This window comes from Archangium violaceum Cb vi76 (assembly GCF_000733295.1).
Lineage (GTDB): Bacteria > Myxococcota > Myxococcia > Myxococcales > Myxococcaceae > Archangium > Archangium violaceum.
In genome coordinates this window covers 44,698-58,335 of record NZ_JPMI01000214.1, presented here as the reverse complement: position 1 = coordinate 58,335, position 13,638 = coordinate 44,698, and the positions used below count along the sequence as shown (strand labels likewise).

Genomic DNA, 13,638 nt, shown 5'->3' with positions numbered 1-13,638 from the left:
TTACACTCCGCGCCCCCGCCGGAGTGCACCATGTCCCGTCCTACCCCTGAGCGCCGTCCCCTGTCCGGAGAGGGCCCCGTCATCCTCCGAGTGCCGTCGGATCCACGCTGGCTGCCGCTGGCGCTCGAGCGCTTCGACGAGGTGCTCGTGGACCATGCCCACTGCGAGAAGAAGGCGGCGGCCAACGCGCTCTCGCTGTTGCAGGTGTACCCGGACCTGCCCGGGCTGCCGGCGCAGATGGCGCGGCTGGCGCGCGAGGAGAGCGCGCACCTGGCCCGGGTGTTGGATCTGATGGCGGCCCGGGGCCTGACGCTGGGGCGGGACGCGGGAGATCCGTACGCCCAGGGACTGCAGAAGTTCGTCCGCACCTCCGCGGACGGGCGCCGGGTGGACCGTCTGCTGGTGGCCGCCGTCATCGAGGCGCGCTCGTGCGAGCGCCTCTCACTGCTGGCCGAGGGACTCGAGGACCCCATGCTGCGCCGCTTCTACGGTGAGCTGGCGCAGTCCGAGGACGGGCACCAGTCCCTCTTCTACCGGCTGGCCGTCACCGCGGCGGGCGGAGACGAGGCCCCGGTGCGCACGCGGCTGGACGAGCTGCTCGTGCTCGAGGCCGAGGTGCTCGAGCGCATCGGCCTGCGCGCCGCCATCCACTGAGGCCGGGGACCTACAGTTCGTGGAGTGACTCCCCCTACCGTGGCACCATCCGCTCGCTCACCGGTTCCCGGGCTCGAGCCGGCTCGGGCCCGGCCTTGTGGAAGGGCCACACCAGGGGAACCACGCCCGCGAGGAACGCGAGCAGCAGCGCCGTCAGGGGCGTGCCGAGCCGGAAGAAGTCGGTGAAGCGGTAGTGCCCGGGGCCGTACACCAGCACGCAGCTCGGCTCGAGCGGGGTGATGAAGGAGCAGCTGGCCGCCAGCGTCACGCCAATGGCGAAGGGCCGCGGGTCCACGCCCAGCTTCGCGGCGGCGCCCACCGCCACCGGGAGAATCACCAGGGCCGCGGCCTGGTTGCTCATGGGGGCCGACAGGATGATGGTGAGCGCCATCATCAGGAGCAGCACCATGCGCGGGCCTCCGTACTCGCCGAGCCTCGCCGCGTGGTTGCCCAGGAACCTGCCCGCCCCGCTCTCCTCCATGGCCAGGCCGAGCGCCAGCATGGAGCCGATGAGCAGCACCACGCGCCAGTCCACGCGGAAGGCCCGCCGCGCGTCCACGCACCCGGTGGCGATCATCGACAGCATCCCCGCCAGTCCCGCCACCGACAGCGGCATCACCTTGAAGGTGCCCAGCGCGAGCGCTCCCAGGAAGAGCACCACCGCCAGCAGCGACTTGCCGTAGCGCGGCGGCTGGTACGCCACGTCCCCCAGGATGAGCAGGTTGACGCCGTCCGACAGCTCCTGGACCTTCTCCCGCGGGCCGCGCAGCAGCAGCACGTCACCCACCGACAGCGGCAGCGTGGACAGCGACTGCCCACCGAAGAGCCGCCCCAGCAGTTGCAGCTTCGTCAGCCGCTGGATGGCCGGCTTGCGGTGCAGCGCCAGCGCCACCAGGCCGTAGCGCTCCAGGAAGAGCGTCTCCTTCAGGCTGCGGCCGATGAGCGGACTGCCCGTGGGCACCGTCGCCTCCACCAGCAGCGTGTCCCGCGGCCTCAGGTCCGTGTCCGACAACCGCATGTCCGGGCGGATCTCGATGCCCCTCAAGTCCTTCACCCGCAGGATGTCCTCGCGGTTGCCCTCGATGATGAGCCGCTCGTCCCCCTCCAGCCGGTACGTCGGGACGGCCGGCTGCGACTGCCCCCCGCGGACCAGTCCGATGACGCGCAGCCCCAGTCCCTCCGTGATTTCCGCCAGCGCCTTGCCCACGTAACGTGAGTCCGGCGGCAACATGGCCTCGGTGAGGTAGTCGCGCAGGGACCAGTCGGCCACCGTCCCCTTGCCCACCCTCGCCGGCAGCAGCACCGGCCCCAGCAGCACCACCACGAGGATGCCCAGCACCGCCACCGGAAACCCCACCGGCGACAGCTCCGCCACCCCGATGGGCTCCAGCCCGAAGCGCGGAAAGGCCGCGGACGCCACCAGGTTGGTGGAGGTGCCGTACAGGAACACCATGCCTCCCAGCATGGAGGCGTACGCCAGCGGCAGCAGCACCTTGCTCTTGGGCACCTTGGCGCGCTGCGCCGCGCCAATGGCCACCGGCAGGAAGGCCGCCGTCGTCACCGTATTGGAGACGATGGAGGAGAACACCGCCACCACCACCATCATCGCCAGCACGAACGTCTGGTGCCCGAAGCGCGCGAAGAAGGCGAGCCGCTGTCCCACCAGGTGCACCACTCCCGTGCTGGCCAACCCCTCCGTCATCGCCAGCAGCGTGAAGATGAAGATGACCGTGTCGTTGCTGAACCCCTCGAAGGCCTGCTCGGGTGTCAGCACCCCCGTGAGCGCCAGCAGACACACGATGACCAGCGAGCTCACCTCGATGGGCACCAGGTCGATGGAGAAGAGCACCAGGGCAACCAGCACGATGCCCAGCACGATGGCGATGGTCATGGACGCCGCCCAACGTGGGCCCTCATGTGCCCGGGGGTGAGACCCCTCCGCCCCGAACGTCCGCTAGCCGAAGGGCCCCTCCGCCTCGAACGTCTGCTACTGAATACTGGGGCTTCAATAAGTGAAATTGAAGGAAGGTGGCAGCGTTGGGACGGGATTCACCCCTGGGCGTTGTTGCTTTTACAAGGGGCTCCCGGGAAGGTTCGCCCACCAACTGAGGAGACAAGCGAATGGCTTCGACCCAAAACGCGGCGCTCCAGGGCACTGCTCCCACGAAGAACGCGGAGCTGCTGGCCTGGGTAGCCAAGATGGCGCAGATGACCCAGCCGGACAGCATCGTCTGGTGTGACGGCTCGGAGGAGGAGAAGACGCGCTTCACCGACCTGGCGGTGAAGGAAGGCATCCTCATCCCCCTCAACCAGCAGAAGCGGCCGGGTTGCTACCTGCACCGCTCCAACCCCAATGACGTGGCGCGCGTGGAGCACCTCACGTTCATCTGCACCACCAACAAGGAGGACGCGGGCCCCACCAACAACTGGATGGAGCCCGAGGCGGCCTACACCAAGCTCGCCCACCTGTTCACCGGCTCCATGAAGGGCCGCACCCTGTACGTGGTGCCCTACGTCATGGGCCCGCTGGGCAGCCCCTACGCCAAGATTGGCGTGGAGCTCACCGACAGCGTCTACGTCGCCCTCAACATGCGGATCATGACCCGCATGGGGAAGGCCGCCCTGGACATGCTCGGCGACTCCAACGACTTCAACCGCGGCCTGCACAGCACGGGAGATCTCAACCCGGACCGCCGCTACATCTGCCACTTCCCCCAGGACAACACCATCTGGAGCTTCGGCAGCGGATATGGCGGCAACGTGCTGCTGGGCAAGAAATGCCTCGCGCTGCGCATCGGCAGCTACCTCGGCGAGCACGAGGGCTGGCTGGCCGAGCACATGCTGATTCTGGGCGTCACCAGCCCCAAGGGGGAGACCACCTACGTGGCGGCCGCCTTCCCGTCCGCGTGCGGCAAGACGAACTTCGCCATGATGATCCCGCCCAAGGAGTACGAGGGCTGGAAGATCGAGACCGTGGGCGATGACATCGCCTGGATGCGCGTGGGTCCGGACGGGCGCCTGTGGGCCATCAACCCCGAGGCCGGCTACTTCGGCGTGGCCCCCGGCACCAACTACAAGAGCAACCCCAACGCCATGGCCAGCGTGGCCAAGGACACCCTCTTCACCAACGTGGCCATGACGCCGGACGGCGACGTGTGGTGGGAGGGCATGGACGGCGAGGTCCCCGAGGAGCTCACCGACTGGCAGGGCCGCCCCTGGAAGAAGGGCAGCACGGAGAAGGCCGCGCACCCCAACAGCCGCTTCACCGCGCCCGCCTCCAACAACCCGGTGCTCAGCCCCAAGGCGAACGACCCCATGGGCGTGCCCATCTCCGCCATCATCTTCGGCGGCCGCCGCTCCAACACCGTCCCGCTGGTGCTCCAGGCCTTCAACTGGACCCACGGCGTGTTCCTCGGCGCCACCATGGGCAGCGAGACCACCGCCGCCGCCACCGGCAAGGTGGGCGTGGTGCGCAGGGATCCCATGGCCATGCTGCCCTTCTGCGGCTACCACATGGGTGACTACCTCCAGCACTGGCTGGACATGCAGAAGAAGATCACCCACCCGCCGAAGATCTTCCAGGTCAACTGGTTCCGCCAGGACAAGAACGGCAAGTTCATCTGGCCGGGCTTCGGCGAGAACATGCGCGTGCTCGAGTGGATCGTGAACCGCGTCCACGGCCGCGTCCCCACCGAGGAGACGCTGCTGGGCTGGGTGCCGCGCGCCGACCAGGGCCTCAACCTCAAGGGCCTGGACATCTCCCAGGAGTCCGTCTCCGAGGTCACCTCCATCAAGGAGGACGAGTGGAAGGCCGAGCTCAAGAGCCAGGAGCCCTTCTTCGAGTCCCTGGGCCTCAAGGCCCCCGAGGCCCTCACGCTCCAGCGCAAGCTGCTCATCTCCCGCCTGGGAAGCTGAGCCCCCGGCCCGGGTAGGGCCCGTTGTCCTCCGGGGCCGTCCCGCCATCAGGTGGGGCGGCCCCGCCGTTTTTCCGGCCCCACGGTTTTTCCGGGCCCCCTTCGCCTGGCGGGGAGTTCAGGAGTAGGCTCCGCAACCATGCGATTGGTCTTGGTTTTATTGGCGGCCCTCGTGCTCGCACCCGCCCCCTCCCATGCCCAGCGGGGCGGCTCGCGCAATCCCCGGGAGCTCATCAAGCAGGCGGAGCGGCTCTACGACCAGAAGAAGTACCTGGAAGCCGCGGCGCTGCTGGAGAAGGCGAACGAGTCCCTGAACGACACGCGCATCATCTACAACATCGCCCGCGCGTACGATCAGGCCGGCAAGGAGACGGAGGCCATCTCCTACTACGAGAAGTACTTGACGGACGGAGAGGACGCGCAGCTGCGCAAGCGCTCGCGGCTGTCCCTCGACCGGCTCCGGCTCCAGAAGGAGAAGGAGGAGAAGGCCGCGGCGGCGGCGGAGGCCGAGCGCAAGCGGATGCGCGCGGAGGCCGAGGAGGCCCAGAAGCGGGCGGAGGCGGAGCGGGCGGAGGCCCGGCGCACCGATGAGGCCAACCAGCAGCGGCTGAAGGTGGCGTACGAGGATGCACAGGCCTCGCGCAAGCGCATGCAGGTGACGTCCATCGCCCTGGGCGGCGTGGCGCTGGCGGGCGTGGGCGTGGGGGCCTTCTTCGGGGTGCAGGCCAACGGCTCGCGGACCACGTTCAACTCCGCCACGGAGCTGGACCAGAAGCTGGCGGCGAAGAACGCCACCCGGAGCAGCGCGCTGATCGCGGACATCGGCTTCGGGGTGGGACTGGTGGGCGCGGTGGCCGCCGTCCTGCTCTACCCCAAGGAGCCCGTGAAGAAACCCGGCAAGGTCCGGCTGACGTCGGCGCCCCGGGGCACCGGAGCCGGTGTGGAGGTGAGTTTCTGATGCGCGCGCTGTTCCTGACGGGAGTGATTTCGGTGCTGGCCACCGGGTGCAGCCTCACCGCGGCGGGCGGACTCGACGAGTGCGAGACGAGCGCGGACTGCGCGAGCGATCAGGTGTGCACGCAGCAGGTCTGCCTGCCGCTGCCCGCCGGCTGCCGGGCCGAGCCCTACGGCTCCACCGAAGCCGACGCCATCCGGATGGGTGGCCTCTTCCCCCTCCACATCAGCCCGGAGCCGGGCGCCAGCGAGGACGAGTCCGACGTCCAGGGCCTCAACGCCGCGCTGCTCGCGCTGGAGGAGGTCAACCAGCGGACCCGGATCGCCCTGTACGTCTGCGACACCGGAAGCAGCAAGGACGTCGCGGAGAAGCAGGCCCGGTGGCTGGTGAATGACAAGAAGGTGGCGGCGCTGCTGACGGCCGGCAGCAGCCAGACGCTCGCGGTGGCGGATGTGGCGCTCCCCGCGGGCGTGCTCACCATGAGCTACAGCGCCTCCTCGCCGGAGCTCACCGCGAAGCCGGACACCAACGGCGGACCGGTGGGACTGCTGTGGCGCACCTCTCCCTCGGATGCCATCCAGGGCAGCGTCATCGCGAACCTGCTCCGCTCGGACAGCCGCTTCGGCGCTCCGGCCAAGGTGGGCATCCTCTATGTGGACGATCCGTACGGACAGGGCCTCTCCAACATCATCTCCGAGCAGCTCAGCACCGGCGCGACGCGGGTGGCCAACCGGACCTTCCTCTACCAGCGCGGCGGCGATGTGAAGGCGGTGCTGGATTCGCTCGACATGACGTACGACCCGGACGTCACCGTGCTGATCGGCTTCGCGGATGACGCGAAGACCATCCTCAAGGAGGCCGCCACCCGGAACAACCTCAAGCGGGAGAACGGCCACCGCTGGTTCTTCTCCGACAGCGTGAAGGACAGTGCCGTGTTGGCGGATGCACTGGCGGCCAACCAGGCCCGGGGCTTCTACGGCACGGCCCCGGCCCAGGGCACGGGCCAGGCCTTCAGCACCTTCAGCGATCGCTTCGTCACCAAATACCAGAAGAACCCGGCCGCCTACGCCTATACCTCCAACGCGTATGACGCCATGTACCTGCTGGCCCTGGGCGCGTCCTACTCCCTGAGCACCACCAACGCGGTGACGGGAGTGAAGATCGCCGAGGCGCTCAATCGCGTCTCCAGCGGCGCGAGCAGCACCAGCACCCAGCTCACCAACTCCAACTTCACCGGCCTCGCGGCGCAGCTGGCCTCGGGACAGAGCGTCAACATCGAGGGCGCCAGCGGCCCGCTGAACTTCGATGTCAACGGCGAGGCGCGCGCCCCCGTGGAGCTGTGGCAGGTGAGCGACACGGGCTTCGTGACCATCGCGAACAACCTCGAGCCGTAGCGTGGAGCCCCCCGCCCACGAACACGTGGACGGGGGAACGGCCACTCAGCGGCCCCGCCCCTCGAGTCCCTTCATGGACTCGGGGCGGACTGCTCGAAGCCCTGGGTTCCCTGCTGGAACTGGGCCGGCACCCCACTCCCCTCGAAGAAGAGGAGCGTCTTGCCGTCGTCCTGGTCCTCGATCTCCAGGCAGTCGATGTTCCCGTCGTCGTCGATCTTGAGGTACACACGCACCGCGTTGTCGATGCGGTGCATGAGCTCGCGGCGCTCGTCACCCACCGACACCTCGATGGCTCCCGCCTCGGAGCCCTTCGTCTCCAGGTCGATTCCCACCAGGGGAAGCTTGCGCGTCATCTCCTGATCGCCGATGTCCCGGTTCTCCACTTCGATCCGGACGGGTTCGTTCAACGCCCGCTTGCTCAGGTTGTCGAAGTAGACGGCCCAGGTCTCTCTCGGAATCTCGATCGTGCGTCCCATGACCCACCTCCGCACCAGGAAGGTAGGTCCGGAGACACGCGCGCAACGCCCCTGGCCGCGTGCCGGGGACATGGCGATTCCCCGTCCGGCCGCACCACCGGCTACCGGCTCGCCACGGGGTCCTTCCGCAGGTCGCTCGAGGACACGTCCGCGTCCGCGCCCTCTCCGCCCGGCGAGTTGTCCGCACCATAGGTGGTGATGACGGGCTTGCCGCGCTCGTTCATGTACACGTACTCGTTGCCCCACGGATCCTTTGGCATCTGCTCCAACGTCTGCGTCTCCACCAGCGCGCGCAGGCCGGTGCTCGTGTCGGGGTACTTGCCCTTCTTGGCGTAGTAGAGCTTGAGAGCGTTGTGGAGGGTACCGATGTCCAGGCGCGCGGTGTCCCGCCTGGCCTCGTCGAGCTTCGGAATGACGGCCACGCCCACCGCGGCCATGATGAGACCGAGGATGGTGATCACCACCATGATCTCGATGAGGGTCATGCCGCGCTGGCGGCGGCGCTGCGGGTTGCGCGTCTTCTTCAGGCTCATGTCGTTCTCCTCGCGTGTGGCCTTCCGTCCGGCCACCGGGCAGCCTGTGCAACCCCCGCGCCCAACGCCCTTTCCCCGAGGGACACGGAGAGGACACGAGCGGTTCGAGGGGAAGCCAGGCAGGGCCATCGCGCCAGCGTGTCGCTCCAACGGGGAGGCTGGCCTGACAGGCCGTCATGACAGGCCGTCAATGTGAGTGCGCGCGACTGCTCTCCGGGTCAACAGAGCCCGGATGATCGCCCACCAGGCGGCCAATCGGCCTACCTCCCTGGGCCGTGCCCGCCACCCAGGCGGGGCATGTGCGCCTTCACATCCCCCTCCACGTTACGAGCCGCGTGGTAGGATTGTTTTCCCCCGAGGTCGTCACCCAAGCGGAATCCCCCCTCCTGGGTTCGGCCCGGTCTACAGAGAGAACCTGTATGGATGCCATCGCCGTGGTAGGATTGGGCTGCGTCCTGCCGAACGCCCTCCGCGTCTCCGACTTCTGGGCCAGCGTTTCCACGGGCAGGGTGTCCCTCTCGAAGGTGCCCGCGCGCGCGTGGGACCACTCGCTCTACTTCCACCCGGACCGCACCATGCCGGACCGGGCCCATGCGGAGCTGGGCGGCTTCATCCACGACTTCGTCTTCGACTGGCGCAAGTACAAGGTCACCCCCGCGGACGCCCAGCAGGTCAACCCCTTCCAGTGGATGGTCCTCGAGGCGGGTACCCAGGCGCTCTCCGAGGTGCGCGTGCTGCCCCGGGACACCACCGGCATCATCCTCGGGGCCACCAGCCTGGGATGGCAGCGCGACAGCGGCATGCACGTCCGGCTGGAGGACATGCTGGACGCGGTGCGCTCCACGGACGAGTTCCACGCGCTGCCCGCCACCCGGCAGCAGGAGCTGCTCGAGGTCACCGCCCAGCGGGTGCGCTCGCGCCTCAAGGAGTGCAGCGACGACAACGTGGTGGGCTCCTCGGCCAGCGTGGCCGTGGGCCGCATCAACATGCAGTTCGATCTCAAGGGCCTGCACTACTCGGTGGACGCGGGGTACTCGTCCTCGCTGGCGGCGCTGGACCTGGCGGTGCGCGGGCTGCGCGACGGCGAGTTCGACCTGGCGGTGGCCGGCGGCGTGAGCGAGATGCTGACGCCGCTGGAGTTCATCGCCTTCTCCAAGCTGGGCGGGCTGTCCCACAAGGGCCACGTGAGGCCCTTCTCGGACGAGTGTGACGGCACGCTGCTGGGCGAGGGCGTGACGCTGTTCGCCCTCAAGCGGCTGGAGGACGCGGAGCGGGATGGGGAGACCATCTACGCGGTGCTGCGCGGCGTGGGCGGCTCGTCGGACGGGCGGGGCAAGTCGCTGGTGGCGCCCCGGCGCGAGGGCCAGGCGCTCGCCATGCGCCGTGCGATCGAGGACGCGGGGCTGTCGCCGGACTCCATCCAGTACGTGGAGTGCCATGCCACGGGCACGCCGGTGGGCGACGTCAGTGAGGTGCAGGCGCTGGCCAGCGTGTACTCGGGCGCGCCGGGCTCCATCGCGCTCGGCTCGGTGAAGGCCAACATCGGCCACCTGCGCGCGGGCGCGGGCGGCGCCGGACTCCTCAAGGCCGTGCTCGCGCTGCACCACGGGCAGATTCCGCCCCAGCCGGGCGTGGAGCGCGTCAACCCGAAGCTGGAGCTGGAGCGCACGCCCTTCTTCATCCCCCGCAAGGCGCAGCAGTTCCGCGCTGGCACCCTGCCGCGCGCGGCCGTCAGCTCCTTCAGCTTCGGCGGCAACAACTTCCACGCGGTGCTGGAGGCCTGGCAGCCCGGCACCGAGCGCAAGACCACCCCCCGCCAGCGCCAGAGCGAGCCGCTGGCCATCGTCGGCATGGGTGGCATGTTCCCCGGCGCCAACACCATCCAGGCGTTGTGGAAGCGGCTGCTCGAGGGCCAGGACGCCACGCGCGAGGTGCCCAGGGATCGCTGGAAGGTGGAGCGCTACCACCACCCGGACCGCAAGGACCGGACGTACACGAAGCTGGGCTGCTGGTTGGATGAGCTCCCCACGCCGACGATGGAGATGCGGATTCCCCCCGCGGCCTGGGCCTCGTTGGATCCCTCGCACGTGGTGACGCTGCTGAGCGCCGAGCAGGCCCTCCAGGACGCGGGGTACTCGCCGGACAAGTGGAACCGGGACCGGGTGGCGCTGGCGCTGGGCTTCCTGCCGTACCAGGGCATCAAGTTCCTCGCGGACACGCGCGTGCGCTGGGCCGAGTTCGCCCGGGAGCTGCGCGAGACGATGGAGAAGTCCGGCCTGCCCGAGGAGCTGCGCGGCCTCATCCTGCGCAACGCCGAGGAGCGCTACAAGGCGGGCCTGCCGCCCATCAGCGAGGACAGCCTCACCGGCTACCTGGGCAGCCTCAACGCCGGCCGCATCTCCGCGCTCTACGACTTCCACGGGCCGCACATGGTGATGGACTCGGCCTGTGCCAGCTCGCTGGCCGCGCTCCACGGCGCCTGGAAGATGCTGCAACACCGTGAGGCGGACGTGGTACTCACCGGTGGCGTCTGGGCCGACATGTCCCCCGAGTTCTTCATCGCCGGCTGCCGCTTCAACGCCCTGTCCGCCAAGGGCAGCCAGCCCTTCAACGCCCAGGCGGACGGCTTCGTCCCCGGCGAGGGCGCCGGCATCCTCGTGGTCAAGCGGCTGTCGGACGCCGAGCGCGACAAGGACCGCATCCACGCCGTCATCCGCTCCATCGCCGGCTCCAGCGACGGCAAGGGCCGCTCCGTGCTGCCCCCCAGCGAGATGGGCGAGACGCTCGCCATGCGCCGCGCCCTGGCCGCCGCCAACGTGCCTCCCGCCAGCGTGGACTACGTGGAGTGCCACGGCACCGGCACCGCGCTGGGTGACGTGGTGGAGACCAAGTCCACCCACAACGCCTACAGCGAGGGCCGCACCCGCCCCATCCTCATCGGCTCGGTGAAGTCCAACATCGGCCACCTCAACGCCGCGGCCGGCGCGGCCGGGATGATCAAGGTCACCCGCGCCATGCAGGAGCGCATCATCCCGCGCTCCCTCAAGAGCGAGCCGCGCAACCCGAAGATTCCCCAGGGCATCGAGGTGGTGACGGACAACCGCGAGTGGCCCGCCCCCGCGGGTGGAGCCCCGCGCCGCGCCGGTGTCAGCTCCTTCGGCGTCGGCGGCTCCAACTTCCACGCCATCCTCGAGGAGTACAAGGGGCCGCCCTCGCGTCCGGACAAGAAGGAGAGCGAGCCGGCGGAGGGAGACCCGAAGCTCGTCGCCGTGGCGGGCGCGGACGCGCGCGCGTGCCTGGAGCAGCTCAACGCCCTGTGCGAGCAGCAGGGCCCGCTGGAGGACACGCGCCAGACGTCCGAGGGCCCCTGGCGCGTGGCCATCACCGCGCGCACCCGCGACGAGCTGCGCAAGAAGCGCGACTTCCTGCGCAAGACGTTGGAGGCGGGCGGAGACACGGAGCCGCTGGGCCAGTCCGGCATCTTCGCGGCGGGCCCGGACGCGCCCCTGCGCGGCGCCAAGGTGGCCGTCACCTTCCCCGGCCAGGGCGGCCAGTACGCCAACATGCTGCGCCCGCTCGCCCGCGCCTACCCCGTGGTGGCCCGGACGCTGGAGGAAGCGGACCGCGTCTACCTGCGCCTCACCGGCCGCACGCTGACGAGCAGCTTCTACACGGAGGACGCGAAGAACTACCGGCAGAACGACGAGGACATCCACGCGGCCGTCTTCCTGGTCAACGTGGCCCTCTACCGGCTGCTGGCGGCCCACCGCATCCACGCGGACATGGTCATCGGCCAGAGCGCGGGCGAGCTGGCCGCCCTGGTCGCCGCGGGCAGCCTCTCCCTCGAGGAGGGACTGCACGCCATCCACTCGCGCACCGTGGCCGTGCTGGAGATGCCCACCGAGGACCCCGGGCAGATGGCCGCGCTCGCGTGCCCCTCCGAGGAGGTCCCCGCCCTCATCGAGGGCCTGCCCGGCTACGCCACCCTCGCGGCGGACAACGGGCCGCGCGCCTGCATCGTGTCCGCGGACCGCAACGCCCTGCCCGGCCTGGTGGAGCGCTGCACCGCCCGGGGCATCGAGTGCACCGTGCTCGCCGTCTCCCACGGCTACCACTCGGAGCTCATCGGCGCGGCGCGCCCCGCCTACCTGAAGGTGCTGGAGGGGCTGACCTTCCACGCTCCGGCGGTGCGCCTCATCTCGACCATCGACGCGGCGGAGTATGGCGGCCGGCCGCTGCGTGAGTACCCATCGTTCCTCATCAGCCAGTTCGTCGAGCCCGTGCGCCTGCGCCAGGCCATCGGCGAGGCCCACAACCAAGGCGCCCGCATCTTCATCGAGGCAGGCCCCAAGTGGTCTCTCACCCAGTTCACCCGGGAGATCCTCAAGGGCAAGCAGCATGGCGCCATCGCATCGATTCATCCCAAGGTAGGTGACATGGAACAGTTCAAGCGCGTGGTGGGATATTCATTCGTGAATGGCGTCGGCCAGCTCTCGGAGGACGCCACGGCCGCCACGGCCGAGGTGGAACAGGCGCTGCTGCAACTGCCCCTCGAGGGAGTGCTCGAGCCCGCCTCCGCCTTGAAGGTGGCCATCGCCCTGGGCCGCGAGTTCGGCGTGGACGCCTCGGTGGCCCAGCCGGAGAACCTGCGCACGTTCGAGGCCATCATCTCGCTCGTGGAGCAGCTGCGCACGGGCCAGGCCGCGGTGGCCAGCACCCCCGCCCCCACGAAGGCGCCTCCCGCCGAGCCCGCTCCGGCCGCCCCGCAGGTGACCACGGTGCAGAAGTCCATCGCGCTGGAGGAGGAGGTCCGCCGCGTGCTGCTGGACACCGTGGTGGCCAAGACGGGCTACCCGGAGGACATGCTGGAGATGAACCTCGATCTCGAGGCGGATCTCGGCATCGACACCGTCAAGCAGGTGGACATCTTCGCGCGCACCCGCGAGCACTTCGGCGTCACGAGAGATCCCAACCGCGCCCTGCGTGACTTCAACACGCTGAACAAGGTCGTCGAGCACATCGTCGAGCGCATCCTCACCACCGGCGGTGGCTCCGCCCAGGCCGCCGCGCCCGCTCCGGCTCCCGCCCCCGTGGCGGCCCGGCCCGCTCCGGCGGCTCCGGCCCCCGCTCCGGCTCCGGCCGCTTCCCCGGCGATGCCCACCTCCACCATCGCCGCCTCGTTGGATCTCTTCGAGCAGGTGCGCGAAGCGCTGATGCGCAACGTGGTGGAGAAGACGGGCTATCCCGAGGACATGCTGGAGCTCGACCTCGACCTCGAGGCGGACCTCGGCATCGACACCGTCAAGCAGGTGGACATCTTCGCGCGCACCCGCGAGGCCTTCGGCGTCACGAGAGATCCCAGCCGCGCCCTGCGTGACTTCAACACCCTGCGCAAGGTCATCGAGCACATCGTCGAGCGCATTCAGAGCACGGGCGCCCCCGCCGCGCCCGCACGGGCCGCCGCCGCCCCCGCGCGGGCCCCCGCCCCCGCTCCCATTTCCGAGCCGCCCGCGAAGCGCTCCGGAAACGGCGGTCCGCGCTCCGTCCGCGACGCGCTCCTCACCCTGGATCTCCGGCAGGCCGGAGTGAAGGACGGGGAGCTGCGCAAGCTGGCCGAGTCCATGTCCTCGCACCTGGGCCTCGCCGCGCCGGAGACGGAGTCGATCCACTCGCTGAGCGAGCTCGCCCAGAAGATCGTGAAGGGCCGCTAGA

The 13,638-nt window shown here is 69.6% G+C and carries 8 protein-coding genes; 5 read left to right on the top strand and 3 right to left on the bottom strand.

All coding sequences use genetic code 11. The features are described 5' to 3' along the window. Positions 1–30: 30 nt before the first annotated feature. A complete protein-coding gene (locus tag Q664_RS28300; RefSeq protein WP_043402614.1) occupies positions 31–654 on the top strand; it encodes a MiaE family protein in 624 nt (207 codons plus the stop codon). A gap of 34 nt (positions 655–688) precedes the next feature. Here the strand turns inward: Q664_RS28300 and Q664_RS28295 are convergent, their stop codons facing one another. After that, positions 689–2,545 carry an SLC13 family permease gene (locus tag Q664_RS28295; protein ID WP_043402610.1) on the bottom strand — a complete coding sequence of 619 codons (1,857 nt, stop codon included), beginning with the start codon at positions 2,543–2,545 and terminating at the stop codon, positions 689–691. 230 nt (positions 2,546–2,775) lie between these two features. On the opposite strand from Q664_RS28295, the gene Q664_RS28290 reads away from it, so the two are divergent. From Q664_RS28290 to Q664_RS28280, 3 genes are all read left to right on the top strand, one after another. Next, positions 2,776–4,569, top strand: coding sequence for a phosphoenolpyruvate carboxykinase (GTP) (locus tag Q664_RS28290; RefSeq protein ID WP_043402607.1), 1,794 nt, complete (start codon positions 2,776–2,778; stop codon positions 4,567–4,569). A gap of 138 nt (positions 4,570–4,707) precedes the next feature. Further along, complete coding sequence (locus Q664_RS28285; protein WP_043402604.1) at positions 4,708–5,526, top strand: hypothetical protein; 819 nt, start codon at positions 4,708–4,710, stop codon at positions 5,524–5,526. Beyond that, on the top strand, positions 5,526–6,917 hold the full coding sequence (locus tag Q664_RS28280) for an ABC transporter substrate-binding protein (protein WP_043402601.1): 1,392 nt from the start codon (positions 5,526–5,528) through the stop codon (positions 6,915–6,917). Before Q664_RS28285 ends, Q664_RS28280 begins: the two co-directional genes overlap by 1 nt. A gap of 71 nt (positions 6,918–6,988) precedes the next feature. Here the strand turns inward: Q664_RS28280 and Q664_RS28275 are convergent, their stop codons facing one another. Together Q664_RS28275 and gspG are read right to left on the bottom strand one after the other, a co-directional pair. After that, entirely contained in the window at positions 6,989–7,393 is a 405-nt protein-coding gene (locus tag Q664_RS28275; protein WP_052518765.1) for a DUF5335 domain-containing protein, read from the bottom strand. Positions 7,394–7,494: 101 nt separating this feature from the next. Then, positions 7,495–7,926: a type II secretion system major pseudopilin GspG gene (gene gspG, locus Q664_RS28270; RefSeq protein WP_043402682.1), complete on the bottom strand. Its 432-nt coding sequence runs from the start codon at positions 7,924–7,926 to the stop codon at positions 7,495–7,497. Between the two features lie 419 nt (positions 7,927–8,345). Here gspG and Q664_RS28265 point away from each other — a divergent pair, with 419 nt between their 5' ends. Continuing rightward, a complete protein-coding gene (locus tag Q664_RS28265) occupies positions 8,346–13,637 on the top strand; it encodes a type I polyketide synthase (protein ID WP_052518764.1) in 5,292 nt (1,763 codons plus the stop codon). Position 13,638 lies beyond the last annotated feature (1 nt).

Coding starts and splice junctions, on each gene's coding strand:
- Q664_RS28300 (WP_043402614.1), top strand. CDS start 31: ATGTCCCGTCCTACCCCTGAGCGCCGTCCCCTGTCCGGAGAGGGCCCC.
- Q664_RS28295 (WP_043402610.1), bottom strand. CDS start 2,545: ATGACCATCGCCATCGTGCTGGGCATCGTGCTGGTTGCCCTGGTGCTC.
- Q664_RS28290 (WP_043402607.1), top strand. CDS start 2,776: ATGGCTTCGACCCAAAACGCGGCGCTCCAGGGCACTGCTCCCACGAAG.
- Q664_RS28285 (WP_043402604.1), top strand. CDS start 4,708: ATGCGATTGGTCTTGGTTTTATTGGCGGCCCTCGTGCTCGCACCCGCC.
- Q664_RS28280 (WP_043402601.1), top strand. CDS start 5,526: ATGCGCGCGCTGTTCCTGACGGGAGTGATTTCGGTGCTGGCCACCGGG.
- Q664_RS28275 (WP_052518765.1), bottom strand. CDS start 7,393: ATGGGACGCACGATCGAGATTCCGAGAGAGACCTGGGCCGTCTACTTC.
- gspG (WP_043402682.1), bottom strand. CDS start 7,926: ATGAGCCTGAAGAAGACGCGCAACCCGCAGCGCCGCCGCCAGCGCGGC.
- Q664_RS28265 (WP_052518764.1), top strand. CDS start 8,346: ATGGATGCCATCGCCGTGGTAGGATTGGGCTGCGTCCTGCCGAACGCC.